This is a genomic window from Frigoribacterium sp. PhB107, assembly GCF_003751515.1.
Lineage (GTDB): Bacteria > Actinomycetota > Actinomycetes > Actinomycetales > Microbacteriaceae > Frigoribacterium.
On sequence record NZ_RJKU01000002.1, the window covers coordinates 821,596 to 846,743 of the forward strand.

The window sequence follows — 25,148 nt, forward strand, 5'->3', positions numbered from 1 at the left end:
GACGACCGAGGGCGACGCTACTTCCAGCTGGGGATCCAGTAGTGCAGCCGGATGAACTCCCAGTCCTCGAGCTGCGCCGTCCAGAGCGGGTAGAAGAACACGGTGACGGCGATCGAGACGACGACCACGATGCCCGTCACGACGATCCCGCTCAGCCGTCGGTCGGGGTGGTCCGTCCGTCGGCCGAGGACGATGCCGAGCACCCCGGCCAGCCCGAGCAGCAGGTAGGGCTCGAAGGCGATCGTGTAGAACTGGAAGACCGTCCGGCCCGAGAACGCCAGCCAGGGCAGGTAGCCCGCGGCGATGCCGACCAGCACGGCCCCGACCTGCCACTCGCGGCGGCGCACGAGGCGGTACACGAGGTACGCGCAGGCCGCGACGGCCGCGTACCAGATGAACGGGTTCGCGATCGAGGTGATCGCCATGCCGCAGCGGGCGACCTCGCAGGCCCCCTGGCCCTGGTCGAGACCCTGGTAGTACATGCTCGTGGGCCGCAGCATGAGCAGCCAGCCGAACGGGTTCGCCGCGTACGAGTGCGGTGTGTGCAGCCCCACGTTGAACGCGTAGACGCCGGCCTCGTAGTGCCACCAGTTCTGCACCGTGTCGGGGACCCAGGCGAGCACCCCCGACCAGCGCTCGCCTCCTTCGGAGACCCAGGCGCGGTAGTAGCCGCCGCCGGTGACGAACCAGCCCGTCCAGCTCGCGACGTAGGCGACGACGGCGATCGGCACCGTCAGCAGGAAGCTCACCGGCGCCTGGCGGAACAGCGTGCCCGAGAGCCAGAACTCGACGCCCGCCCGGCGACGCGCGAGCACGTCGACGACGACCGTGTAGACGGCGAACACGGCCAGGAAGTAGAGGCCGTTCCACTTCACGCCCGTCGCCAGGCCGCACAGCAGCCCGGCCGACACCAGCCAGGGGCGGCCCCAGAGCGACGGGCCCCAGGCGGTGTCGCGACCGGCGGCCCGCCTCCTCGCGAGCCAGGCGTCGAGCGCCCTCGCGCTCTGCCTCCGGTCGAGCAGCACGGCACCGAAGGCGAGCAGGCCGAACAGCATCACGAAGTTGTCGAGCAGCGCCACCCGCGACATGACTATCGCGTGCCCGTCGATCGCCATGAAGAAGCCGGCCAGCGTGCCGACCAGCGTCGAGCGCGACAGGTACGTGCCGATCACGGCGACGAGCGCCACGGCGACGATGCCCGCGACCGCCGTGCTGATCCGCCAGCCGGCCGGGTCGTCGGGCCCGAAGGCCCACATGCCGAGGCCGATCAGCCACTTGCCGAGGGGAGGGTGGGCCACGAAGGAGGGGGCGGCCAGGTAGCCGTCCGCCCCGCCGGCCGCGAAGGCGGCGTCGTAGTCGCTCGGCCACGAGCCCTCATAGCCCAGGTTCCAGAGGCTCCAGGCGTCCTTGACGTAGTAGGTCTCGTCGAACACGAGGGTGCCGGGCCGGCCGAGGTCCCAGAGGCGCAGCGCGGCGGCGAGCAGGGTGACGACCAGCGGCCCGCCCCAGGCCCAGGCCCGGCGTCGGGCCGGCGTCGAGAGGAGGCGGCCCCACCACGCGTCGATCCGGAGCAGCGGGCGGGGGGCGACCGGAGCTGCGGCCGCGTCGCTCGTCGCGCCTCCGGTGGCAGCATCGAGGTCGACCCGCTCGTCGGGCTCATCCGGGGCGACGCGCCCTGCGGCCGTCCCGGTGTCGAGCAGGGCGTCGAACTCCCGATCGCCCTGGCTGCTCATCCGGCCATCGTATTCGGCCCGCATCGGGCTCGTCGGCGGCGGCGGCCCGGTCAGGGGACAATGGGCGGGTGATCGTCCTCGCCGCCACCCCCATCGGAAACCTCGGCGACGCCTCCCGGCGGCTGGTCGAGGCCCTGACGAACGCCGAGGTCGTCGCAGCGGAGGACACCCGCACCGCCATCCACCTCATGCGCGCCCTGGGGGTCGAGAACCGTCCCCGCCTGATCGCCCTGCACGAGCACAACGAGCGCGAGAAGGCGGCGGAGCTCGTCGAGCTGGCCCGGACGGCCGACCTGATCGTCCTCACGGACGCGGGCATGCCCGCGATCAGCGACCCGGGGTTCCCCCTCGTCGAGGCGGCCGCGGCCGCGGGCGTCACCGTCACGGCGATCCCCGGTCCGTCCGCCGTGCTCACCGCGCTCGCCGTCTCCGGCCTGCCCACCGACCGGTTCAGCTTCGAGGGGTTCCTGCCGCGCAAGCAGGGCGACCGCCTCCGGGTGCTCGGGGCCCTCGCCGACGAGCGCCGCACGATGGTCTTCTTCGAGTCGCCGCACCGTCTCGGCGACTCGCTCGGCGACGTGGTCACGGCGCTCGGCGCAGACCGTCGCGTCGTCGTGTGCCGCGAGCTGACCAAGCTGCACGAGGAGGTGCGGCGCGGCTCCGCCTCCGAGCTCGCCTCCTGGGCGGCCGAGGGCGTGCGCGGCGAGATCTGCGTCGTGGTCGAGGGCGCCCCCGAGCGCGAGTTCGACCTCGCGGCGGGCCTCGCGCAGGTCCAGGCCCTCGTCGCCGACGGGGCCCGGCTGAAGGAGGCCTCGACCGACGTGGCCGCCGCCACCGGCCTCTCCCGCCGCGACCTCTACCAGGCGGCCCTCGCGGCCAAGGCGCCCCGCCCCTCCTGAGCCCCCGGCCCCCGCTGCCCTTGCTGCTTGGTGCCCCTGCTGCCATGTCGGCAGGTTCTCGTAGCCCGCGGCAGGTCAGCGCCCACCCGCCGCCGGCGACAGGAACCCGCCGACCCCGACTGTGACCCGCCGCCAGCCACGCGAACCCGCCCCGCTTCGAGCCCGGCAAGCCCTACCGCATGGATCGAAGTCGGCGGGTTGCTGCAGTTCGCGGCGGGTCACCGCCCACCCGCCGCCGGTGACAGGAACCCGCCGACCCCGACTGTGACCCGCCGCCGACCACGGGAACCCGCCGGCTCGGACTGGGATCCGCAGCACGCGACGGGAACCCGCCGACTACCTGCGTGCACGCACCGCTCCCGGGACCGGCCCGGGGCGGCTCCTGATCAGCACGTGCGGCGCACTCCGGTTCCGCGCATCATGGCCTCGAACTGTGTGCGGCTCCAGGCCCGGTCCCACGTGGGACGGCGGAACTCGAAACCCTGCTCGCGGAGGTCGTCCTCGCGGACCTTCTCCTTCCAGTGCTCCTCACCGGTCATGAGCTGAGCGACGGGCCCGTACTTGTACCGGCCGTCTGCCTCGACGATGAGGCCGGGCCCTGCTCTCCGCGCCCGCCAGCGCCGCAAGCAGTCCACGAACGCTCGCCTCCCGCTGAGGAGCGGGAGACGGGCCTGCTGCTCGGGTCGTTCCCACCCGCCCTCGAAGCACCGCACCTGCACCAGCGACTCCAGCGGAGACTGCGACGCGGCGGTGGCGAGACCGAGCGCGGCGAGGGCCCTCTTCGAGCCCGGGTGCCGCCTCCTCGGCTCGAGCTCGGCCTCGACCGCATCGAGCGTCGTCGTCCTGCGGAACAACGCGTGGTCGAGCATGGGGACCGAGACAACGAGCGGGTGCGCGAGCGCGACGTCGGCGAGGGTCCGCTCGAGCGAGGTGAGGTAGAAGTCGCCGAGCTCGACGGGCTCGCACGGCACAGTCGAGCGGTGCGCGCTGATGCTTGCCTCCGACCGGCCGCCGCCGACGTCCGACCGCAGCGAGTCGAGCCGCCTGGGCAGGCCGCCGACGACGGGGAGTCCGTGCAGCACGGCCGCCGACCGGTGGCTGATGAGCAGCTCGCCCGGCCTCGTCGCGACGATGCCCCGCGCTGCGGCGACGAACCGCTGCCTGTCGTCCAGTTCGTCCCAGGCGCGGCGTTCGGCGTAGGCACCGGGATACACGCGGACCACGTCGCCGCGAGCGGCCAGCCGTGAGAGTGCGGAACGGTCGACCCCGCGCCGGGCGAGCTGGCGCGAGGTCGAGACGAGGAGTTCGGAAGGGTCCACGGAGCGATCGTCGCGGCCCTCAGGTGCGACGTGGGCCGTCGGCGGCGCAGCTGTGGAGGATCCGTGCGCGAACGGACGTGGGGTGGAGCGACGAGGACAGAGGTTCGGTGGGTCGCCGTCGCCCTAGGCGGGTGGCCGCGGACCCGCCGCGGGCGACAGGAACCCGCCGAACCCAGAGCAGGGAGCGACGGGGCCCTGAGCCCGGCAGACGGGCGTCAGCCGAGGAGGCGCGGGCCGCGTCACGGCGTCGGCGGCCGCACCTAAGATGGTCCCCATGCCCGCCGGCGACTCCTTCTTCATCGCAACGCCCATCTTCTACGTCAACGACGTGCCGCACATCGGCCACGCCTACACCGAGGTCGCGGCCGACGTGCTCGCCCGCTGGCACCGCCAGCGCGGCGACGACACGTGGCTGCTCACCGGCACGGACGAGCACGGCCAGAAGATCCTCCGCACCGCGACCAGCCACGACGTGACGCCGCAGGCGTGGGCCGACAAGCTGGTCACCGAGTCCTGGAAGCCGCTGCTCGAGACCGTCGACATCAGCAACGACGACTTCATCCGCACCACCGACGAGCGCCATGAGAAGGGCGTGCAGCGGTTCCTGCAGAAGCTCCACGACGACGGCTACATCTACCAGGGCGAGTTCGAGGGCTACTACTGCGTCGGCTGCGAAGAATACAAGCAGCCGGGCGATCTCGTCGACGGCACCGGGGCGTTCGAGGGCGAGCAGGTCTGCGCGATCCACTCGAAGCCCGTCGAGCTGCTGAAGGAGAGCAACTACTTCTTCCGCATGAGCGACTTCGAGCAGCGTCTGCTCGACCTGTACGAGTCGCAGCCCGACTTCGTCCAGCCCGAGAACGTCCGCAACGAGATCGTGCAGTTCGTCAAGCAGGGCCTCCGCGACCTGTCGATCTCGCGTCAGACGTTCGACTGGGGCGTCAAGGTCCCGTGGGACGAGAAGCACGTCGTCTACGTCTGGTTCGACGCGCTGCTCAACTACGTCACGGCCATCGGCTACGGCGTCGACGACGAGCAGTTCGACCGTCGCTGGCCGGCCGTGCAGCTCGTCGGCAAGGACATCGCGCGGTTCCACGCCGTCATCTGGCCCGCCATGCTGATGGCCGCCGGCCTGCCCGTCCCGAAGGCCGTCTTCGGACACGGCTGGCTGCTCGTCGGCGGCGAGAAGATGTCGAAGTCGAAGCTGACCGGCATCGCGCCGCAGCAGATCACCGACGTCTTCGGCGCCGACGCGTTCCGCTACTACTTCATGCGCGCCATCACCTTCGGCCAGGACGGCAACTTCTCGTGGGAGGACATCTCGGCCCGCTATCAGGCCGAGCTCGCGAACGGCTTCGGCAACCTGGCCTCGCGCGTCATCGCCATGATCACCCGCTACTTCGACGGCACCGTCCCCGTCGCGGGCGAGCTGACCTCTGCCGACCTCGCCGTCCGCGAGACCGAGCTGCGCGTCACGGCCGCCGCCGACGGCGCGATGGACCGCTTCGCCATCAACGAGGCGCTCTCGTCGATCTGGGAGCTCGTCGACGTCCTCAACGGCTACATCACCGAGCAGGAGCCCTGGGCCCTCGCCAAGAAGGACGACCAGCGCGAGCGCCTCGCGGCCGTGCTCGCCACCGCCCTCCGCGGCCTCGGCACGCTCACCGTGCTGCTGTCGCCGTTCATGCCCACGGCGACCCGCACCCTGTGGGATGCGATCGGCCAGGGCGAGCTCACCAGCCAGCCCGTCGACCGTGCCGCCGAGTGGTCGAGCGCCCCGACGGTCCAGCCGCTCGCGGCCGGGCTCTTCCCCCGCATCGAGCAGCCCGAGCCGGCCGCATGACCGACGAGCGCAGCACCGACGAGCGCAGCAGCGACGAGCGCAGCACCAGCGGCGACGGGCGCAGCGGCGACGCGACGCCGACGCACGTCCGGCACCGCTCGTCCACCGAGTCGGGCGGGCAGGCCCGCGACCTGACCTACCCGCCGAGCCCGCAGGCGCTCGTCGTGCCCGTGTACGACAACCACACGCACCTCGAGATCGCCGACGGGCACGGTACCGACCAACATCCCAGCCTCGACTACCGAGACCACCTCGACCGCGCGTCGAGCGTCGGCGTCCGCGGCGTCGTGCAGGTCGGCACCGACCTCGAGACGTCGCGCTGGTCGGCCGACATCGCCGCCCGCGAGCCGCGTGTGCTCGCCGCCGTCGCGATCCACCCGAACGAGGCACCGCTGCTGGCGGCCCGCGGCGAGCTGGCCGACGCCCTCGACGAGATCGACGAGCTGGCCGCCCGCTCCCGCGTCCGCGCCGTCGGCGAGACGGGCCTCGACTTCTTCCGCACGGGGGCCGAGGGCCGCGACGCGCAGCTCGAGTCGTTCGCCCGGCACGTCGAGATCGCGAAGAAGCACGACCTGGCCCTGCAGATCCACGACCGCGATGCGCACGACGAGGTCGTCGACCTGCTGCTCGAGGTCGGCGCCCCGGCGCGCACGGTCTTCCACTGCTTCAGCGGCGGTCCCGAGCTGGCGAGCATCCTGGCCGAGAACGGCTGGTACGCCTCCTTCGCCGGCACCGTCACCTTCAAGAACGCCGCGCCGCTGCGCGAGGCGCTCGTGCAGCTGCCCCGCCACCTGGTCATGGTCGAGACGGATGCGCCCTACCTCACGCCGACGCCGTTCCGCGGCCGGCCGAACGCGCCGTACCTCATCCCGCACACGCTCCGGTCGATGGCCGAGACCATCGGCACCGACGTCTCGATGCTCGCGGCGCAGATCTCGTCGAACACCGAGCTGGTCTACGGCTCGTGGACCGACGAGCCCGTGACGGTCGAGGGCTGATGTCGCGCTCGACCCTGCTCGGCCCCGCCGAGATCCGCGACCTCGCCGACCTGCTGGGCATCCAGCCGACGAAGAAGCTCGGCCAGAACTTCGTCCACGACGCCAACACGGTGCGGCGCATCGTCGCCGCGTCTGGCGTGTCGGCCGGCACCTCCGTCGTCGAGATCGGGCCCGGCCTCGGCTCGCTCACGCTCGGCCTGCTCGAGGCGGGCGCGGACGTCGTCGCCGTCGAGATCGACAAGCGCCTCGCCGCGCAGCTGCCGACGACCGTGTCGCTGTTGCAGCCCGCGGCCGACCTCTCCGTGGTCGTCGACGACGCCATGCGCGTCGTCGAGCTCCCCTCGGCGCCGACGCACCTCGTCGCCAACCTGCCCTACAACATCAGCGTGCCGGTGCTGCTGCACTTCCTCGAGCACTTCCCGACGCTGACGCGCGGCCTCGTCATGGTCCAGGCCGAGGTCGGCCTGCGGCTCGCCGCCGAGCCCGGCTCCAAGATCTACGGCTCGCCGAGCATCAAGGCGGCCTGGTACGGCGAGTTCTCCACGGCAGGCCAGGTCAGCCGCCAGGTCTTCTGGCCCGTGCCGAACGTCGACAGCATCCTCGTCGCCTTCGACCGCAAGGAGGCGCGGGGCACCGAAGAAGAACGCCTCGCCGTCTTCGAGCTGGTCGACGCCGCGTTCCAGCAGCGCCGCAAGATGCTGCGGCAGTCGTTGTCGGGCGTCTACGGCTCGTCGGCCGCCGCCTCCGACGCCCTCGTCGCCGCCGGCCTGCCGCCGACCGAGCGCGGCGAGCAGCTGACCGTCGACGACTTCTTGGCGCTGGCACGGGCGACGCGCTGACCGGACAGGGGAGGCGGATGGACGGGCAGGGCGGCGACGACCGACGGCGACGTCCTGTCATCAGCGACGCCCGGTTGGCGTCGGGGACCGGACGCAGCAGCGAGCAGTGGTTCGCGTTGCTCGACGGGGCGGGCGCGACGCGCCTGTCCCATGCACAGATCGCGCGCCTCCTCGTCGACGAGCACGAGGTGCCCGGGTGGTGGGCTCAGTCGATCACCGTCCGTTACGAGCAGGCACGGGGCATGCGACTGCCCGGGCAACAGCCCGACGGCACCTTCACGGTGGCCGTGAGCCGCAGCCTCCGCGGCGAGCCCCTCGAGCTGCTCGACCTCAGCGTCGAACGGTTCGCAGAGTTCGCGGGGGGAGCACCCCACTCGACCAGTCGTGCCGCGGCGCACCCGACCGCCCGGTGGCGCCTCGACGGCGACGTACGCCTGCAGTTGATGGTCTCGCCCGGCGCGGGCGGCAAGTGCAGCGTCAGCCTCACCCAGAGCCGTCTCCGGCTGCCCGAGCGGGTCGAGCCCGCTCGCGAAGCCATGACCCGTGCATTCCGGGTCATGGGGGACCGACAGAACTGACTAGGTTGGGACCATGAGCTCCGTGGCCGGCCCGACCGTGGTCCACACCCGTGCCCCGGGCAAGATCAACGTGTTCCTCGCCGTCGGCGACCTGCAGGACGACGGCTACCACGAGCTCGCGACGGCCTACCAGGCGGTGTCCCTCTACGAGGACGTGCGGGCACGCAAGGCGGACGACTTCACCGTCCGGGTGACCGCGGGCCCCGGCGTCGACGTCTCGGGGGTGCCCACCGACGAGAGCAACCTCGCGGTCCGTGCCGCCCGCCTCCTCGCGACGACCACCGGCTACCGGGGCGGCGTCGACCTCAGCATCGAGAAGGCCGTGCCCGTCGCGGGCGGCATGGGCGGCGGCTCGGCCGACGCGGCCGCGACGCTGCTGGCCTGCGACGCCCTCTGGGGCACGGGCCTCGGCCGGGACGACCTGCTCAAGCTGTCGGCCGAGCTGGGGGCCGACGTGCCCTTCGCCTTCGCGGGCGGCACCGCCGTCGGCACCGGCCGCGGCGACGAGCTCAGCCCCGCGCTCGCGAAGGGGCAGTTCCAGTGGGTGCTGGCACTGGCCGACTTCGGGCTGTCGACGCCGACCGTCTACCGCGAGCTGGACGAGCACCGGCTGCGCCACTCGAGCGACATCTCGCCCGTGCGCCAGCCCGTCGTCGACACCGGCGTGCTGCAGGCGCTGCGGGCCGGCGACGCCGAGCTGCTCGCCGACGTGATGCACAACGACCTCCAGGCGCCCGCCCTGCACCTCGAGCCAGGGCTCGGCCGCGTGCTCGAGCTCGGCGAGGGCAACGGCGCCCTCGCCGGGATCGTCTCGGGCTCCGGGCCGACCGTCGCCTTCCTCGCACCCGACCTCGACGGCGCCCTCGAGCTGCAGATCGCGCTCAGCGCCGCCCGCCTCACCGTCGTGCGGGCGACGGGGCCCGTGCACGGCGCCCGCGTCATCACCGACTAGGAGGCGCGGGCGGGGCACCGCACGACGCTCGCGCCCTCGGAGGGCCGGCCTGGTCCGGAAGGCCGACCCGCGCCTCCTCGGCTCGCGTCGGCTCAGCGCGTGAACTTGAGCACGTTGGTGCGGGTGAGGCCCCATTCCTCGTCGAGCGTGAAGCCGACCGAGCCGAGCTGCTCGGTGACGCGCGGCCGCCAGTCCTGCTTGTCGCTCGTGATCAGCCAGACGACGTCGAGGTCGTCGGTGCGGTCGAGCACGTCGCCGAGCGGGTACTGGGTCTCCCAGAGGCCGTCGGTCTCGTAGCCGGGAGTCTCGAGCGTGAAGTCGGACATCCCGCGGAAGGCCTCGGGGTAGGTGTCCTGGATGATGCGCGACGTCGCCTTGGGGTGGCGTCGCACGGGCCCGAAGACGACTCCCTCGCGGGTGCCGGGGGCCTCGGCCGCCCGCTCGCCGGCGACGAGGTCGGCGACCTGGTCCCACGCGGACGAGTCCTTCGCCTCGGGCTGTCGCTGCTCGACGTACGTGGGCGAGGTCAGCACGACGGCGACGAGCAGCACCAGCGCGATCACGCGACGCCACGGGATCGCCGCGATCGCGACGGCCATCGTCATCGCGATGGCGGGCGTGCCGAAGGTCAGGTAGCGCGGCGAGTAGAGCGGGTCGACGACGAGGGAGACGCCCACGAGGCCGACGGTCGGCACGACCATCCACGGCAGCACCACCTCGGCGAAGCCGCGGGCGGCGGGCACGAGGCGGAGCGACAGCACGACGAGGGTCGCGCCGGCGCAGACGAGGGCGAAGACCGCGAAGTTCTCGTTGCCCTGGAACCACTGCGTCACGAGCACGCCGCGGAGCGTGCTGAAGCTCGGCCGTTCGATCCAGCTGACCTGGCTGTTCTGCGAGGCGATGAACCAGGCGAGCGGCAGGCTCGCCAGGCCGGCGACCCCCGCCCCGGCGAACCAGCCGAGCAGCGCCCGGCGCGAGGACCGTACGGAGGTGGCGCCCGAGGCGGGCACGACGGCGACGGCGCCCGTGCGTGCCCACTCGTCGACGGCCGAGCGCTCGGCGGCGTGGTCGCGCCGGTCGCGCAGCACGCGGACGAGCATGGTCAGGGCGTGCCCCACGACGAGCAGCGCGATGTAGAGGAAGAAGGCGCAGGCGACGACGGCGAGCAGGGCGTAGCCGACCCACCAGAGCGTGATCGACCGGCGGGTGCGGGCGTGGCCGTCCTCGGCGGTGCGCCGGGCGGCCACGACGAGCACGAGCGTGAGCGCGACGGCGAAGAGCGCCGAGAGGGCGTACGAGCGACCTTCGCCGCCCATCCAGGTCACGCGCGGCAGCAGGACGAAGAGCAGGCCCGCGACGACGGCGGTGCGCCGGTTGACGAGGATGCGGGTCAACGACACCGTGAGGCCGGCCGCGACGCCGGTGGCGAGGGCGCTCGGCACCCGGAGCGACGTGGGCGAGTACGGGAACACGTCGAACCACAGGTGCATGAACGCGTAGTAGGCGGCGTGCACGAGATCGACGGTGTGGATCATGGCCCAGAGCTGGCCCCAGGTGCGGGTGGCCGAGACGACCGTCGCGGCCTCGTCGTACCAGACCGACGGGACCCACAGGAAGGCGCCGGAGACCAGCGTCGCGAGCACGCCGATCAGCACCGCGTCGGTGTGGCGACGGCCCAGGAGGCGCGCGGGCGACGAGCGCGTCGGCGGCTGCTCGGGCTCCGCGCCGCGGGTTACTGTGGGCGGGGTCGTGTCGTCCGCGGCCGTTATCCGGAGGTCTGCCATGTCGTCACTGCCCCCTCTCGTCTCGGTCGCGTCGGGCTCGTCGGGGCCGGTGGCCGGGGACGAGACCGACGAGCGCTGGTCGCGCACCGTGCGGCTGCCGGGCTTCGGCCTCGAGGCCCAGGCCCGACTGCGCGCGGCTCGCGTGCTGGTCGTCGGCGCCGGCGGTCTGGGATCTCCGGCTGTCCAATATCTCGCAGCCTCGGGTGTGGGGACGCTGGGAGTGGTCGACGACGACGTCGTCGACCGGTCGAACCTACAGCGTCAGGTGCTCTTCGGACCTGGGGACGTGGGCCTGCCGAAGGCGCGGATCGCCGCCGAGCGCGTGCGGGCGACCGCCCCCGACACGCACGTCGTCGTGCACCCCGTCCGACTCTCGGCCGACACCGCTTCGATCTTGGACGGGTACGACGTCGTCGTCGACGGCAGCGACTCGTTCGACACCTGCTACGTCGTGGCAGACGAGGCCGCGGCCCGGGGGCTGCCCGTCGTCTGGGGCAGCGTCGCCCGGCTCGACGGCCAGGTCAGCGTCTTCTGGGACGCCGCGCCCGACGGTCGCGACGTCGACTACCGCGACCTGCACCCGTCGCCGCCGTCGGGCGGCTGGGACGAGTCCTGCGCCGACGTCGGGGTGCTCGGACCGCTCTGCGGCACCGTCGGCGCGGTCATGGCCAGCGAGGTCGTCAAGCTCGTCACGGGCGTCGGCGAGCCCCTGCTCGGCCGCGTCGTGACGATCGACGCGGGCTCCGCCTCGTGGCGCGAGAGCCGCCTCCGGCGCGCTCCGCACCGGGCCCGGGAGCGGGCGGCGGCGAACGAGGTGCGGACGGCCGGGGTCGCCGGGGCATCGCACGGCGGACTCGAGGAGGCGCGGGCCGGCTCGCCGACACCGGTCGCCGACCAGCCCCGCGGCACCCGCAGCCCCGACGTGTCCGCCGACGAGCTCGCCGAGCTGCTCGCCGCGCGGGACGTCGGCGAGGCGGCGTTCACCCTGCTCGACGTGCGCGAGCCCGACGAGCACGACTTCGCGCACCTGCCGGGCGACGTGCTCGCGGCGGGCCTCGGGGTCCGCACCCGTCAGAGGCCCGAGCTCGACCCGGAGCGCCCCGTCATCGCGTACTGCGCCCGCGGCCCGCGCGCCCGGGCGGCCGCGGAGCTGCTCGTCGCCGACGGGTTCGACGTGGCCGTGCTCGACGGGGGCATGCTCGGCTGGCAGCTGCGCGCCTCCTCGACCGCCCGCCCCTGACCGCGCCGTTTCGCCGGGTGAGGCCCGTAATTTGAGAGTGATCCGCCTCACACGAGTGCCGAGGCGCGGCAGAGCGGCGCCATGATCGTGGATCTGTCTCGGACTGCGGGTTCAGCCGCCGGCGAAGGGCGGCATGACGTCGACCACGTCGCCGTCGCCCACGACCTGCTCGCGGTCGCGCGTCGTCAGCCCGTCGACGAGGAACGAGCAGCGCAGCAGCACGTCGCGCCAGTCGGCCGCCGACGTGCCCTCGACGGGCCGCACCTCGGTGAGCAGCCGCCCGATCGTCGCGCTCTCGCCGTCCGGCACGTCGACGACCTGCTCGTCCCGGCCGACGGCGGCGCGCGCGGCGGCGAAGAACCTCAGGGTCGTGCGGGTCACGGTCAGCCTCCGATGGCGCTCATGGTGCGGACGGGCTGGACGAAGTCGTCGCGGTCGATGCCGTGCGAGGCCGGCTTCGCCCACATCGCGCCGCGCCACAGGTCGGCGAGCTCGGCGTCGCTCGCCCCGGCCCGCAGCGGGTCGCGCAGGCCGGTCTCGGCGTCGCCGAACAGGCAGCTGCGCACGCCTCCCTCGGCGGTGAGGCGGGTGCGACGGCAGTCGCCGCAGAAGGGCTCGCTGACCGACGCGATGATGCCGACGGTGCCGACGAGGTGGGCCTCCGCGCCGAGGCCGACCGCGTCGAACCTCTCGGCGGGCGCACCGTCGCGGGGAGCCGCATGCGGGCTCAGCACGAAGCGCTCGGCGAGTCGGCCCCGGATGTCGTCGGCCGTCACGAAGGAGGCGCGGTGCCAGGTCCGGTCCGCGTCGAGCGGCATCTGCTCGATGAAGCGCAGCTCGTGCCCCCGGTCGAGGGACCAGGCCAGCAGGTCGGCCGCCTCGTGGTCGTTGACCCCGGGCAGCAGCACCGCGTTGATCTTGATCGGGGTGAGCCCCGCGGCCGCCGCGGCGTCGACTCCGGCCAGCACCTTGTCGAGGAACGGGCGGCGGGTGAGCGTCTCGAACGTCTCGGCGTGCAGCGAGTCGAGCGACACGTTGATGCGGTCGAGGCCGGCGTCGGCGAGTGCGCGCGCACGCTGCGCGAGGCCGATGGCGTTGGTCGTCAGCGAGATGTCGGGTCGCGGCTCGAGGGCGGCGACCCGCCGCACGATGTCGACGAGATCGGCGCGCAGCAGCGGCTCTCCGCCGGTGAACCGCACCTGGCGGACGCCGAGGTCACGGACGCCGATGCTCACCAGGCGGACGATCTCGTCGGCGCTGAGGGCCTGGTCCTTGGGCAGCCAGGGCAGGCCGTCGGCCGGCATGCAGTAGGTGCAGCGGAGGTTGCAGCGGTCGGTGAGCGACACGCGCAGGTCGGTCGCCGTCCGGCCGAAGCGGTCGAGCAGGCCGGGGGCCGAGTCCGGCCCGGGACGCGACGGCAACGCGGCGCCCGTCTCGCCCGCCGCGAGACGGCGGGGGATCGTGGGCAGACCGAGCGAGACCGTCATCCCCTGAGAGTAGGCGACGCCGCCGTGCGCCGCAGGTCGGCGCCGCGCATCGCGCCCCGCCGCCGCGCGTCGCGCCCCGACGCGCTGTCGGTCGGCATGAACCGCGAACCGAACGATGAACTGAGAAAGTACGCGGTTCATGGTGCGGTCCGCGGTTCATCACGGAGTCCGCCCCAGCGCCACCAGCACTCACGCACTCACGCACTCACGCGATCGTGACGCGCTCCGGTTCGAGCAGCAGCCCGACCCGGTCGCCGCGCCGGAGCCGGGCCCCGTCGGCGGTCGCGAGGGGCAGCTCGGCGACGGCCGAGAGCGACCCCTGGTCGGTGACGACGGTCACCGCCAGCCGCGAGAGGCGTTGCTCGACGCTCACGACGCGTGCCGGGATCGGGACGTGCAGGGCGCCTCCTGCCGGCTCGCCAGGTCCGTCGTCCCAGGCCTGGCCGGACTGCCCGGCCCGCCCGGCGTCCCCTGCCTCATCGCCGGGCCCGCCGAGCCCCACCAGCGTCACGGCCTCGACCGGCACCGACACCCGCGCGGGCCCGTCCGCCGGCGGCCGTGTCGACGACACGGTGAGCCCGCCCGGCAGCAGGGCGCGAGCTCCGAGGCTCGTCGCCGACGACTCCGTCGGCGTCCACACGGTGGCCCCGGTCAGCGAGGCGACGTACGAGGTGTGCGGGTCGGTGAGCACCTCGGTCGGGGTCCCGCGCTGGACGACGACCCCTCCCTCGAGCACGACGACGCGGTCGGCGAGCGCGACGGCGTCCACGGGGTCGTGCGTGACGAGCAGCGTCGCGACCCGCACCTCCTGCAGCACGTCGGCGAGCGCCGTGCGCACGGCCGGGCGCTGCTCGGCGTCGAGGGCCGCGAGCGGCTCGTCGAGCAGCAGGAGGCGCGGGTCGGCCGCCAGCGCCCGCGCCACCGCCACGCGCTGCGACTGGCCGCCGGAGAGCTCCGAGGGCCGGCGACCGGCGAGCGACGCGAGGCCGACCCTGCGGAGCTCGACCTGGGCCAGCTCGCGGGCCGCACGGGCGGGGACGCCGCGGCTGCGGGGACCGAAGGCGACGTTCTCGAGGGCGGTGAGATGCGGGAACAGGCGGTGGTCCTGGAAGACGGTGCCGACGCGGCGGTCGCGGGCAGGGACCCGGGCGGCCGGCCCGTCGTCGGCACCGGGCCCGTCCAGGCCGGGCCCGTCGAGGCCGTACCCGTCGCGGCCGTACCCGTCCAGGACGTGTCCGTCGACGACCACCCGCGACCCGTCGGCGGGCAGCAGGCCCGCGAGCGCCCCGAGCGCGGACGACTTGCCCGCGCCGTTCGGGCCGAGCAGGGCGACGACCTCGCCGGGGGCCACGTCGAGGTCGAGCTCGAGCGCGAACGAGCCGCGGGCCACCCGCAGCCGAGCGCTCAGCCCGCCCTCGCTCACCGCGCCCCCGTCGTCAGCCACCGGTCGCGCAGCAGCAACAGGACCCCGACCCCGACCGCCAGCAGCAGCAGCGAGATCGCGACCGCCGTCTCGGGATCGCTCTGCTGGGCCAGGTAGACGCTCGTCGGGAGGGTCTGGGTGCGTCCGGGGAACGTCCCCGCGAAGGTGATGGTCGCGCCGAACTCGCCGAGGGCCCGGGCGAAGCAGAGCACGGCTCCCGCGGTGACGCCGGGGGCGACCAGGGGCACCGTCACCCGCCGGAACGCGTACCAGCGCGACGCCCCGAGCGAGGCGGCCGCGTCGTCGAGCCCGCGGTCGACGCCGCGCAGCGCCCCCTCGACGCTGAGCACGAGGAACGGCATCGCGACGAACGTCTGCGCGATCACGACGGCGGCGAGCGTGAACGGGATCGTGATGCCGAGGGCCGCGTCGAGCGGGCGGCCGAGCAGGCCGTTGCGCCCGAGCAGGTAGAGCAGCGCGATGCCGCCGACGACCGGCGGCAGCACGAGCGGCACCGTGACGACCGCTCGCAGGAGCCGCCGCCAGACGACCGGCCAGGTGTCGCTGGCCGTGAGCAGCCACGCCAGCGGGACGCCCAGCAGCAGGCTGATCGCGGTCGCGAGCAGCGCGCTCGTGACCGACACCCGCAGGGCGTCGAGCACGGTCTCGCTCGCGAGCCGCTGACCGAGGGTCGACCACGGGGCACGCACGAGCAGCGCCACGGCCGGCAGCACGAGAAGCGCCAGCCCGACGAGCGCCGGCACGAGCACGGCGACGGGCAGGCGCCGGTCGCGCAGCGCGTCGCGGCCCTGCGGTCGACGCGCACCGCGGGGCGGGCGCGGATCACGGGGGAGGCGGCGGTCGCGTCGACCGGTACGGTCGCGCCGGTCGGGGAGCAGCTGCACGGCGACCGGGTCAGCCGACCCGGAAGCCGGCGTCGGCGAGCGCGTCCTGACCGGTCGACGACAGCACGAAGGCGAGGAACGCCTCCGCGAGGTCGGGGTCCGGGGCGTCGGCGAGGCGAGCGGCGAGGTACGAGGTGGTCGGGGTCGACGCGTCGCCCACCGCGATCCCCTCGACCGAGTCGCCGGCTGCCGCGACGTCGGTCTCGTAGACGAGCGCCGCGTCGACCTCGCCGAGCTCGACCTTCGTGAGGGTGCTCTTCACGTCGGGCTCGAGCGTCGCCGGGGTCACGCTGACGCCCTCGGCCTCGAGCACCGTCGTGGCCAGCGCGCCGCAGGGCACCTCGGCGGCGCACAGGGCGACCTTCACGTCGGGCGAGGCGAGGTCGGCCAGCGACGTCACGTCGCCGGGGTTGCCCACGGGGACGGCGATCTGCAGGGCGTTGCGCGCGAACGTGGCGGGCTCGCCCTCGGCGAGGCCCGCGTCGGTCACGGTCTGCATGGTCGCGGCGCTGGCGCTGAAGAAGTCGTCGACGGGCGACCCGGCGACGATCTGCTGGGCGAGTGCCGAGCTGCCGCCGTAGCTGATCGTGACGGTGGTGCCGGGGTTCGCGGCCTCGAAGTCGGCGGCGAGGGCGTCGAAGGTCTCCGTCAGGGAGGCGGCGGCGAGCACCGTGATCTCGCCGGTCGGCGCGGCGGCGGGGCTCGCGACGGGGGTGCCCGAGGCGGTCGGGTCGTCGGCCGCGCTCCCGGAGGAGCACGCGCTCAGCAGGAGCAGAGCGGCAGCGCCGGCGGCGAGGGCGAGGGGCACGCGGGCGGAGGGCGTGCGGGCAGAGGGCGTGCCTGCGGAGGAGGCGCGGGTGCGGCATGCACTCCTCATCGAGCGGTCTCGCCCTCGGTCTCGGCGGGCGCGGGCGCCGTCTCGCCCAGCCGCCCGAGCGTCACGCTCACGTTCGTCGCCTTCGCGCTCGCGACCACGGGGCTGCCGACCTCCAGCCCCAGCTCGTCGGCCGCCTCCCTGCTGATCAGCGACACGACCCGGAACGGTCCGGCCTGGACGTCGACCTGCGCCATGACCGTGTCCCGGACGATCGCCGTGACGATGCCCGTGAACCGGTTGCGCTCGCTGACGACCACGCCCGAGGCGTCGCTCCCGGAACCGCCGCGAGGAGGCGCGGCGTGCGCCGCCTGCTCGCTCGCGACGCGGGCCAGCTCCGAGCCGACGACCGCGAGGCGTCCGCCGGGGCCGGGGACGAGCACGAGGCGTCCGGCCTCGGCCCAGCGGCGGACGGTGTCGTCCGAGACGCCGACCAGCGCGGCGGCCTCGCTGACGCGGTACAGGGTCTCTGGCATGCGTCGAGCCTAGCGTCCCCGTACCGCACGTGCGGCCTCAGTCGGCAGTTGCCGCCGCACGTGCGGGTTCACGGCTGACGAGGCGTCGCAGTCGACGGGCGTCGGAGACGACGACGTCCCCCAGCCGCTCGGACCAGCCCGGCCCGGCCCGCCAGATCGACACGAGCAGGATGACGAGCACCGCCGTCGCCAGCGACGCCCGCTGCAGGGCCATGTACGGCTCGAGCTGCCGCACGAGCAGGGCGAGCGGGATCGCGAGCCACTCCCATCGCCCGGTCAGCGCGACGAACGGCACGAGCAGCAGCGCGTACCAGGGGTAGCGCGGGCTGACGGCCACGAGCACGACGCCGATCATCACGAGCTGGCCGAGCCAGGGGCTGTCGACCGGGGTCTTCACCCAGACGAGGGCGGCCGTCACGGCCAGCAGCAGGGCGACGACGGGCGTCGTCCACGCCTCGGGCAGGAACGCCGACATGAAGACGAACCGAGAGCCGTCCTCGTAGCCCTCCTCCGTGAGGTAGCCGGGCAGGTAGCCGAGCACCTGCCAGCCGGTCGTGGCGACGTACGGCACGTAGAGCAGGGCGAAGGTGACGATCGAGGCGACGACGACCTTCGCCGGCTGGCGGCGCAGCAGGGCAGGGGCGGCGATCGCCGGGATGAGCTTCGTCGCGACGGCGGCGCCGAGCGCGATGCCGCCCCGCCAGCGCCGGCCGGTCGCGATGAGCAGGGTGGCGGCGACGACGAGCACGGCCCCCAGCAGGTCGACGTGCGAGTTGGTGATCCCCTCGCCGACGACGAGCGGGCACCAGCCCCAGAGGGCCGCCCAGCGCGGGTCGAGGCCGCGGCGGCGGAGGGTGACGACGAGCGCGACGGTCGTTCCGAACACGAGCAGCGCCCCGGTGAGCTGCAGGGGGAAGAACCCGACCTCGGGGCCGACGAGGGCCCGTACGCCCGCGAAGTACAGCTCGGCGGCGGGCGGGTAGATCGTCGGGACCTCCGGCCGGTTGATCGCCGTGCAGACGACGTCGCCGGTCTCGGTGTCGTAGGCGCGGTGGATCTGCCGGTCGGGCTGGCTGCACCGCTCGCCGATCGTGCCGTCGTCTCGGGTGAAGGGCGCCGCCTCCGGGAAGATCCAGTCGGGGCGCAGGTCACGCAGCTCGCCAGAGTCCGGGGTGTGCGCGTAGGGCGAGATGCCGTTCACCTGCACGATGCCGTCCCAGGCGTACCGGGCGGGGTCCGTGCTCGTGTTCGGGTCGCCCGTCAGGGCCGCGCCGCCGACGAGGGCCGTGCCCGCGAGCACGAGGGCCGTGACCGCCCGGGCGGGCACCCGGCGCAGCAGCAGCAGGGCCACGACGAAGAAGGCCCAGCACACCGCCGTCCACACGACGTAGGAGGCGCGGAGCTCCTCCCGCAGGAATCCCAGCTCGAGAACGCCCCACGCCACGGACGCCGCCAATCCGGTGACGGCGACGGCCGCGAATAGAGTACGCACCTGTCCAGTCTGGTCGACACCGGCCTGGGAGTCCGCGACCACGCACGGCCGAGCCGAGATGAAGCCCATGAGACGCCTGCTCCTCACCCTCCGCACCGCGGCGTCGTCGCCGGTGCGGAACGCGCGCTCGGCGACCGTCCTCGGCCGGCTGCTCGCCGCCGCGTTCCTGGTCTGCCTGCTGACCGGCCTCTACAGCCACTTCCTGCAGGAGCCCGCATCGTGGATGCGGTTCCCCACCTCGCCCGTCTGGCTCTACCAGGTGACGCAGGGCATCCACATCACGGCCGGCATCGCCTCGATCCCGCTGCTGCTCGGCAAGCTGCACGCCGTGTTCCCGCAGCTGTTCCAGCACCCCCCGGTGCGGCACCCGGTGCAGGTGCTCGAGCGCGCCTCCATCGCCTTGTTCATCTCGACGTCGGTGCTGCAGCTCGTCACGGGCCTGCTCAACACGTACCAGTGGTACCCGTGGCCGTTCCCGTTCAAGCAGGTGCACTTCGCCCTGTCGTTCGTGATCATCGGCTCGCTCGCCGTCCACATCGCGGTGAAGCTCCCGCTGATCACCCGGTACTGGCGGGCCCGCGACAGCTACGACGCCGACGGCCGGTTCGTCGAGCCGTCCGGCGAGCTCGACCCCGCGCGGGCCGAGCACGAGGCCGTGCGCGAGCTCGCCCGCATGCGCCGCGACGACGCTCCGACCTCGACCTCGCAGCCCGCCGCGGCCGTGCCCTCGGCCTCGCAGCCCCGCGGGCTGGTCGGCCGCGTCACGCGCTGGATCGACGACGCCCGCGAGCCCGAGCGCGACCCGGCCCGCAGCCGCGTGTCGCGCCGAGGCTTCTTCGGCGCGGTCGGCGCCTCGACCGTCGGCGTCGTCGCGCTCACCGCCGGCCAGTCCTTCACGCCGCTCGAGCCGCTCAACGCCTTCGGCCCCCGGCAGCGCGGCATCGGGCCGAACGACCTGCCGGTTAACCGGACGGCCTCGGCCGCCAAGGTGCTCGAGACCGCGATGGACCCCGACTGGACCCTCACGATCGCCCACGGCGAGCGGACGATGGCCTTCACGGCCTCGGACCTGGAGGCGATGGCCCAGGGCGACGAGCGCCTCCCGATCTCGTGCGTCGAGGGCTGGAGCCAGACCGCGCACTGGCGCGGCCCTCGGCTCGTCGAGCTCATGGCGCTCGTGGGGGCGCCGTCCGACCGATCGCTGCGCGTCACGAGCCTCGAGGAGAAGGGCGGCTACCGCGTCATGCTCATGGGCCCCGAGTACGCGAACGACCCCACCACGCTCGTTGCCCTCGAGGTGAACGGCGGCCGGCTCGACATCGAGCACGGCTACCCTGCCCGGATGATCGCCCCCGGGCGTCCCGGCGTCCTGCAGACCAAGTGGCTCAGCCTGATCGAGGTGATCTGATGACGCGCTCGTCGGCCGTCCCCGCCGTCCCTTCCTCCGCCGCCTCCGGGTCCGGCGCCTCCGGGCGCGGCGTCCGCGTCGCCCGGGCCGTGCTGGTCGTCCTCGGCGTCGCCCTGATCGGCCTCGGCGGCTGGGTGCTCACCGAGACCGTCTCGCCCACCCGCTACGGCGGGCTGCTCGTCTGGCTGATCGGCGCCGTGATCGCGCACGACGCGATCATCGCCCCGGTCGTCGCCGGGATCGCCCTGCTCGTCGGGCGGACGGGGCGGCGCATCAGCCCAGCGGTGCTCGCGATCGTGCAGGTCGGGATCGTCGTCGGGGTCGTGCTGACGCTGGTCGTCGTGCCCGAGATCATCGCGAAGGCACGCGGGCCGAAGAACGACACCGTGCTGCCGTTCGACTACGGCGCGCGGCTCGGAGTGGCCTGGCTGGTCGTCGTCGTGCTCACGGCGCTCGCCGTGGTCGCGTGGACCGTGCTCGCGCGCCGACGCGAGGCGCGCCGCGCGGCCTGACCCGGCCCGCGACTGCGGCCTCCGCCTCCGCCTGCGCTTCGCTCAGGTGACGCCGAAGCGACGAACCGACGTGATCTCGCGCGTAGGTTCGTCGCTCCCGGGTCGGTTCCTGGCCTAGGAGGCGCGGACGAGCCGGCAGAACGTGCGGCGGCCGACCGACCAGGTCTGCGACACGCGCAGCCCCGCGGCGGCCGCGTGCCGGCCGAGCGCCTCGCGGCCGACCTCGGCCCACGGGAACGTCGCGCTCGCGCGGCCCTGCTCGTCGATGACCTGGGCGTCGTAGGCGACGTCGACAGCCGGGTCGGTCGCGGTCTCGACGACCACGGACCCCGAGGGGGCGACCACCGAGGAGGCGCGGGCTACGAGCGCGGTCGGGTCGCCGCCGATCCCGATGTTGCCGTCGAGCAGGAGGGCGACGTCCCACGTCCCCTCGCCGGGCAGCGCGTCGAAGACCGAGCCGGCCACGACGGGGAGCCCGGCGTCGACCGCCATGGCGACCGCGGTGACGGAGACGTCGACGCCGAGGGCGCCGAGCCCGCGGTCGACGGCGGCGCGCACCATCCGGGCGGGGCCGCAGCCGATGTCGAGCACGGAGGACGCGTCGATGATGGTGCTGAGGTCGGCGACGTCCGCGCCGCGGCTCCACCGGGCGACGTCGAACGCGTCGAGATCCGCTGCGGCGAGATCGGCGACGTCGGGGGCGTCCGAGCGGACGAGCTGGAGCCGCCCCTCGCGGCGGAGGGCGCGGGCGTACGGCTCCGCGCCTCCGGAGCCGAAGGTGGGCTGGGGGTCGGCGGTCATGGTCACGAGAGGGTCTCCTCGGGGGTGGGCCGGGAGGCGTCGGGGCCGCCTGCGGTGATGGGGTCGAGTCGGCGCAGGGCCTGCGCGAAGAGGGTGTCGGGGCCGGCGGCCGCGGCGAGGCGCGCGTCGTCGATCGTGTCGACGTCGACGAGCTCGGTCAGGGTGCGGACACGCAGCCCGGCCTCGGCTAGGCGGCGCAGCTGGTGGGCTCCGGTGTCGTCCTGCGACATCGGGACGCCGCGGAGCAGGTCGCCGGTGGGCCGCTCGAGGCCGAGCGCCCAGAAGCCGCCGTCGTTCGCCGGGCCGAACCAGGCGTCGACGTCGTCGGCTGGCTCGTCGAAGGCAGGGGCGAGATCCGCCACCGTGAGCTGCGGGGTGTCCATGCCGACGAGCACGGTACGGCCGTCGACCTCGTCGAAGAGGGCTCCGAGCCGTGCGTCGAGGCCGCCGCCGATCTGGTGGATCACATCGAAGTCTTCGGAGCCGGGGGGCGTTCGGTTGCCGTCGAAGAGCAGGACGCGTCGGCTCGCGGGCAGCCGGCGCACCACCGCGAGGGTGTCCTGGATCGCCGCGGCCGCCACCTCGGCGGCCTGCTCGAGGGTCAGGGGAGGGTGCAGGCGCGTCTTGACCTTGCCCGGCAGGGTCTCCTTGCAGATCACCACGACGGTCGTCATCGGCCTGCCTCCCTCAGGAGCCGCGACATGTCCTCGACGGCCCGTGCGGTGCCGCGGATGGTGCCGGTCACCTTGCTGCGGCCGACGCGCGGCGAGTACGGCACGTCGAGCTCGTGGATGCGCCAGCCCGCCTCGGAGGCGCGCAGCACCATCTCGAGCGGGTAGCCGCTCCGGCGGTCGAGCAGCCCGAGGCCGAGCAGCCCCTCGCGGCTGGCGACGCGCATCGGGCCGAGGTCGTGCAGGGCGACGCCGGAGGCGCGGCGCATCAGGTGGGCCAGCACCCGGTTCGCGACGCGGGCGTGGAACGGCCAGGCGCCGCGGGTGGTCGGACGGCGTCGGCCGAGCACGAGCTCGGCCTCGCCCGCCAGCACCGGGGCGGCGAGCGTCGGCAGGTCGGCGGGGTCCATCGACGCGTCCGCGTCGCAGAAGGCCACGAACGGGGCCGTGGCGGCCTCGAGACCGGCGTGGGCGGCCGCGCCGAAGCCGCGACGCGCCTCCTCGACGACGAGGGCGCCGTGCTCGCGCGCGACGTCGGCCGAGCCGTCGGTCGAGCCGTTGTCGACGACGATCGCGCGCCAGCCCTCGGGCAGGCGTCCGAGCACCCACGGCAGAGCCCCCGCCTCGTCGAGACAGGGGAGCACGACGTCGACCTGGGGACTGCTCATCCTGTCGACGATACGGACACCGCCTTGGGAGGGGCCGTGCCCGCCCCGGACGGGGGGTCGCCGGCCCTGCTCGGTCCGCCCGACCGGCCCGGGAACACGGGCGGGTCCGTCGGGCTCGGTCCGTGTCGACGGACCGTCGGTGACGAACTCGCCCGTGCTGCCTCTGGACGTGAAGGCGCGGTGCGGTGCGGCGTCAGCCGCCGACGGCCGCCCGCAGCGGCGCCGTGGCGAACTCGCGCATGCCCTCCTCGAACGAGACCCCCGGGCTCCAGCCGAGCTCGTCCCGGAGGCGGGCTGACGACGCGGTGACGTGCCGCACGTCGCCCGCGCGGTACTGGCCGGTGACCACGGGGGCGGGCCCGCCGGCCTCACGGGCCAGCGCCTCCGCCATCTCGCCGATCGTGTGCACGGTGCCGCTGCCGACGTTGAACGCCCGGAACGAGTCGGGCTGCTGCGTGCCCGTCCAGTCGAGGGCCGCGAGGTTGGCCGAGGCGATGTCGCGCACGTGCACGAAGTCGCGCCGCTGGGCACCGTCCTCGTAGACGCGGGGCGCCTCGCCGCGCTCGAGCGCCGAGCGGAACAACGACGCCACCCCGGCGTAGGGGGTGTTCTGCGGCATGCCCGGCCCGTAGACGTTGTGGTAGCGCAGGGCGGCGGCGCGACCACCGGTGCTGCGGGCCCACGAGGTCGACAGGTGCTCCTGCGTCAGCTTCGTGATCGCGTAGACGTTGCGCGGGTCGAGCGGGGCGTCCTCCGCGATGAGCTGCGGCTCGAGCAGTTCGCCCTCGGCGTCGCGCGGGTCGAAGACGCCGGCGTCGAGGTCGGCGACGCGACGGGGGGCCGGTCGCTCGGTCTCGCCCGCGCCCGTGCGGTAGCTGCCCTCGCCGTAGACGACCATCGACGAGGCGACGACGAGCCGGTCGACGCCCGCCCGGTCCATCGCGGCGAGCAGCACGGCCGTGCCGTGCTCGTTGCTGTCGACGTAGTCCGGCGCGTCCTGGAAGTCGACGCCGAGGCCGACCTTGGCCGCCTGGTGGCAGACCGCGTCGACGCCCACGAGCGCCGCGTCGACGACCGCCGCGTCGCGCACGTCGCCGTGGACGAAGTCGACCCGGGGGTCGAGCGTCGGGGGACCACCGTGCACGTCGGGCCGCAGCGAGTCGAGCACCCGCACGGACCAGCCGCGGCCCAGCGCCTGCTCGACGACGGCCGAGCCGATGAAGCCGGCGCCGCCCGTCACGAGCAGCAGCCCGGGCGACGAGGAGGCGCTCGTCGGCTCGGAGGGAATCGTCGCCCCGGAGGCGCCCGTCGCGTCGCTCACGACGTCGCCGACCGCACGGGGCGCGCGAGCACCGCCGCGGTCGCGGCCGCCGGGACGAGCTCGCGCGGCGCGTAGTCGGCCGGCAGCCCCGCGACGATCGCCTCGATGGCGGCGACGATTCGCGGCTGGGCCGCGGCGAGGCGGTCCATCACGAGCTGGTGGCTGACCGCGTCGTCGTCGGTGCCCTCCTCGCCCTCCTCGGGCGCGAGGCCGGCGTCACTGTCGGTGACGAACGAGATGTTGACGGCGCCCATGCCGAGCTCGAGCGTGAGGGGCACCTCCGGGTACATCGTCATGTTGATCGTGTGCGCCCCGGCCGCGCGGAACCAGAGCGACTCGGCCCGGGTCGAGAAGCGCGGGCCCTGGATGACGACGCAGGTACCGGTCGGGGCGAACGGCTCGCCCTGTGCTTCGAGGGCCGAGACGGCGGCGGCCCGCAGCACCGGGTCGAACGGGTCGGCGGCGACGAGGTGCTGCACCCCGCCCTCGACGTCGAAGAAGGTGTCGGGACGCCCCCACGTGCGGTCGATGAACTGGTCGGTGACGACCATGGTGCCCGGCGGGTACTCGGGGCTGACCCCGCCCACCGCGGACGACGAGACGACCGCCTTCGCGCCGAGCGAGGCGAGGGCCCAGACGTTCGCGCGGAAGTCGATGCGGTGCGGCGGCACGGAGTGGCCCTTGCCGTGCCGGGTGAGGAACGCGACGGTCTTGCCGCCCATCTCGCCGATCGTCACCTCGCTCGACGTCGGCCCGTAGGGCGTCTCGACGACGTGGCTCGTCGCCGTGCCGGGCGCGAAGAGCGAGTACAGGCCGGAGCCGCCGATGACGGCGACGTCGACGCGGGGGAGGCCGGGGGACGAGGAGGAGGAGGAGGTGTCGGTCACGCTCGCTACGCTATCGACGACCGCCGTGAGAGGAACCC

Annotated in this window: 24 protein-coding genes; 9 read left to right on the forward strand and 15 right to left on the reverse strand. The window is 74.0% G+C overall.

From position 1 onward, the window contains the following. Positions 1 to 17 precede the first annotated feature (17 nt). Positions 18 to 1,733, reverse strand: a complete 1,716-nt coding sequence (locus EDF18_RS12080) for a dolichyl-phosphate-mannose--protein mannosyltransferase (protein WP_123548017.1) — start codon at positions 1,731 to 1,733, stop codon at positions 18 to 20. Positions 1,734 to 1,801: 68 nt separating this feature from the next. Between EDF18_RS12080 and rsmI the strand changes: the two genes are divergently transcribed. After that, complete coding sequence (gene rsmI / locus EDF18_RS12085; protein WP_123548018.1) at positions 1,802 to 2,632, forward strand: 16S rRNA (cytidine(1402)-2'-O)-methyltransferase; 831 nt, start codon at positions 1,802 to 1,804, stop codon at positions 2,630 to 2,632. 386 nt (positions 2,633 to 3,018) lie between these two features. On the opposite strand, the gene EDF18_RS12090 is transcribed toward rsmI, so the two are convergent. Next, positions 3,019 to 3,951, reverse strand: a complete 933-nt coding sequence (locus tag EDF18_RS12090) for a type IV toxin-antitoxin system AbiEi family antitoxin domain-containing protein (protein ID WP_123548019.1) — start codon at positions 3,949 to 3,951, stop codon at positions 3,019 to 3,021. 274 nt (positions 3,952 to 4,225) lie between these two features. Between EDF18_RS12090 and metG the strand changes: the two genes are divergently transcribed. The 5 genes from metG to EDF18_RS12115 are packed head-to-tail and all read left to right on the forward strand — an operon-like array spanning position 4,226 to position 9,161. Then, positions 4,226 to 5,794 (forward strand): methionine--tRNA ligase, encoded by a 1,569-nt coding sequence (gene metG / locus EDF18_RS12095; RefSeq protein WP_123548020.1) that lies wholly within the window; start codon positions 4,226 to 4,228, stop codon positions 5,792 to 5,794. Beyond that, complete coding sequence (locus EDF18_RS12100; protein ID WP_123548021.1) at positions 5,791 to 6,792, forward strand: TatD family hydrolase; 1,002 nt, start codon at positions 5,791 to 5,793, stop codon at positions 6,790 to 6,792. Before metG ends, EDF18_RS12100 begins: the two co-directional genes overlap by 4 nt. Further along, positions 6,792 to 7,631, forward strand: coding sequence for a 16S rRNA (adenine(1518)-N(6)/adenine(1519)-N(6))-dimethyltransferase RsmA (gene rsmA, locus EDF18_RS12105; protein ID WP_123548022.1), 840 nt, complete (start codon positions 6,792 to 6,794; stop codon positions 7,629 to 7,631). The genes EDF18_RS12100 and rsmA overlap by 1 nt, the downstream gene beginning before the upstream one ends. 17 nt (positions 7,632 to 7,648) lie before the next feature. Beyond that, positions 7,649 to 8,209, forward strand: a complete 561-nt coding sequence (locus EDF18_RS12110; RefSeq protein WP_123548023.1) for a hypothetical protein — start codon at positions 7,649 to 7,651, stop codon at positions 8,207 to 8,209. A 13-nt stretch (positions 8,210 to 8,222) separates the two neighbouring features. Further along, a complete protein-coding gene (locus EDF18_RS12115) occupies positions 8,223 to 9,161 on the forward strand; it encodes a 4-(cytidine 5'-diphospho)-2-C-methyl-D-erythritol kinase (RefSeq protein WP_123548024.1) in 939 nt (312 codons plus the stop codon). Positions 9,162 to 9,253: 92 nt separating this feature from the next. Here EDF18_RS12115 and EDF18_RS12120 read toward each other — a convergent pair whose 3' ends face one another. Next, positions 9,254 to 10,945, reverse strand: a complete 1,692-nt coding sequence (locus EDF18_RS12120) for a glycosyltransferase family 39 protein (RefSeq protein ID WP_148050094.1) — start codon at positions 10,943 to 10,945, stop codon at positions 9,254 to 9,256. Here EDF18_RS12120 and EDF18_RS12125 point away from each other — a divergent pair. After that, positions 10,944 to 12,185 carry a ThiF family adenylyltransferase gene (locus tag EDF18_RS12125; protein WP_123548026.1) on the forward strand — a complete coding sequence of 414 codons (1,242 nt, stop codon included), beginning with the start codon at positions 10,944 to 10,946 and terminating at the stop codon, positions 12,183 to 12,185. The genes EDF18_RS12120 and EDF18_RS12125 overlap by 2 nt on opposite strands. A gap of 111 nt (positions 12,186 to 12,296) precedes the next feature. Here the strand turns inward: EDF18_RS12125 and EDF18_RS12130 are convergent, their stop codons facing one another. The 7 genes from EDF18_RS12130 to EDF18_RS12160 all read right to left on the reverse strand — a co-directional run bounded on the left by EDF18_RS12130 (position 12,297) and on the right by EDF18_RS12160 (position 18,842). Beyond that, entirely contained in the window at positions 12,297 to 12,566 is a 270-nt protein-coding gene (locus tag EDF18_RS12130; RefSeq protein WP_233569118.1) for a MoaD/ThiS family protein, read from the reverse strand. Between the two features lie 2 nt (positions 12,567 to 12,568). Beyond that, positions 12,569 to 13,672, reverse strand: a complete 1,104-nt coding sequence (gene moaA, locus EDF18_RS12135) for a GTP 3',8-cyclase MoaA (protein WP_123548027.1) — start codon at positions 13,670 to 13,672, stop codon at positions 12,569 to 12,571. Between the two features lie 205 nt (positions 13,673 to 13,877). Next, a complete protein-coding gene (locus EDF18_RS16495) occupies positions 13,878 to 15,116 on the reverse strand; it encodes a sulfate/molybdate ABC transporter ATP-binding protein (protein WP_199732428.1) in 1,239 nt (412 codons plus the stop codon). Next, positions 15,092 to 15,994 carry an ABC transporter permease gene (locus tag EDF18_RS12145; RefSeq protein ID WP_369878356.1) on the reverse strand — a complete coding sequence of 301 codons (903 nt, stop codon included), beginning with the start codon at positions 15,992 to 15,994 and terminating at the stop codon, positions 15,092 to 15,094. The genes EDF18_RS16495 and EDF18_RS12145 overlap by 25 nt, the downstream gene beginning before the upstream one ends. A gap of 16 nt (positions 15,995 to 16,010) precedes the next feature. After that, the gene (modA, locus tag EDF18_RS12150; RefSeq protein ID WP_123548029.1) at positions 16,011 to 16,877 is read right to left on the reverse strand and encodes a molybdate ABC transporter substrate-binding protein; all 867 of its coding nucleotides are present in this window, start codon (positions 16,875 to 16,877) and stop codon (positions 16,011 to 16,013) included. Further along, positions 16,874 to 17,350 carry a molybdopterin-binding protein gene (locus EDF18_RS12155; RefSeq protein ID WP_123548030.1) on the reverse strand — a complete coding sequence of 159 codons (477 nt, stop codon included), beginning with the start codon at positions 17,348 to 17,350 and terminating at the stop codon, positions 16,874 to 16,876. Before EDF18_RS12155 ends, modA begins: the two co-directional genes overlap by 4 nt. A 37-nt stretch (positions 17,351 to 17,387) precedes the next feature. After that, positions 17,388 to 18,842: a glycosyltransferase 87 family protein gene (locus EDF18_RS12160; RefSeq protein ID WP_158614673.1), complete on the reverse strand. Its 1,455-nt coding sequence runs from the start codon at positions 18,840 to 18,842 to the stop codon at positions 17,388 to 17,390. Between the two features lie 67 nt (positions 18,843 to 18,909). On the opposite strand from EDF18_RS12160, the gene EDF18_RS12165 reads away from it, so the two are divergent. Continuing rightward, positions 18,910 to 20,250, forward strand: a complete 1,341-nt coding sequence (locus tag EDF18_RS12165; protein ID WP_123548032.1) for a molybdopterin-dependent oxidoreductase — start codon at positions 18,910 to 18,912, stop codon at positions 20,248 to 20,250. Beyond that, positions 20,250 to 20,762, forward strand: a complete 513-nt coding sequence (locus tag EDF18_RS12170; protein ID WP_123548033.1) for a hypothetical protein — start codon at positions 20,250 to 20,252, stop codon at positions 20,760 to 20,762. The genes EDF18_RS12165 and EDF18_RS12170 overlap by 1 nt, the downstream gene beginning before the upstream one ends. Before the next feature lie 114 nt (positions 20,763 to 20,876). Here EDF18_RS12170 and EDF18_RS12175 read toward each other — a convergent pair whose 3' ends face one another. From EDF18_RS12175 to EDF18_RS12195, 5 genes are all read right to left on the reverse strand, one after another. Continuing rightward, entirely contained in the window at positions 20,877 to 21,563 is a 687-nt protein-coding gene (locus tag EDF18_RS12175; protein ID WP_123548034.1) for a bifunctional 2-polyprenyl-6-hydroxyphenol methylase/3-demethylubiquinol 3-O-methyltransferase UbiG, read from the reverse strand. A 2-nt stretch (positions 21,564 to 21,565) separates the two neighbouring features. Next, a complete protein-coding gene (locus EDF18_RS12180) occupies positions 21,566 to 22,237 on the reverse strand; it encodes a DUF2064 domain-containing protein (protein WP_123548035.1) in 672 nt (223 codons plus the stop codon). Further along, positions 22,234 to 22,902: a glycosyltransferase family 2 protein gene (locus tag EDF18_RS12185; protein ID WP_123548036.1), complete on the reverse strand. Its 669-nt coding sequence runs from the start codon at positions 22,900 to 22,902 to the stop codon at positions 22,234 to 22,236. Before EDF18_RS12185 ends, EDF18_RS12180 begins: the two co-directional genes overlap by 4 nt. Before the next feature lie 193 nt (positions 22,903 to 23,095). Next, positions 23,096 to 24,151, reverse strand: a complete 1,056-nt coding sequence (locus EDF18_RS12190) for an NAD-dependent epimerase/dehydratase family protein (RefSeq protein ID WP_123548329.1) — start codon at positions 24,149 to 24,151, stop codon at positions 23,096 to 23,098. Positions 24,152 to 24,219: 68 nt separating this feature from the next. Continuing rightward, a complete protein-coding gene (locus EDF18_RS12195) occupies positions 24,220 to 25,110 on the reverse strand; it encodes an MTAP family purine nucleoside phosphorylase (RefSeq protein ID WP_123548037.1) in 891 nt (296 codons plus the stop codon). Between the last annotated feature and the right edge of the window lie 38 nt (positions 25,111 to 25,148).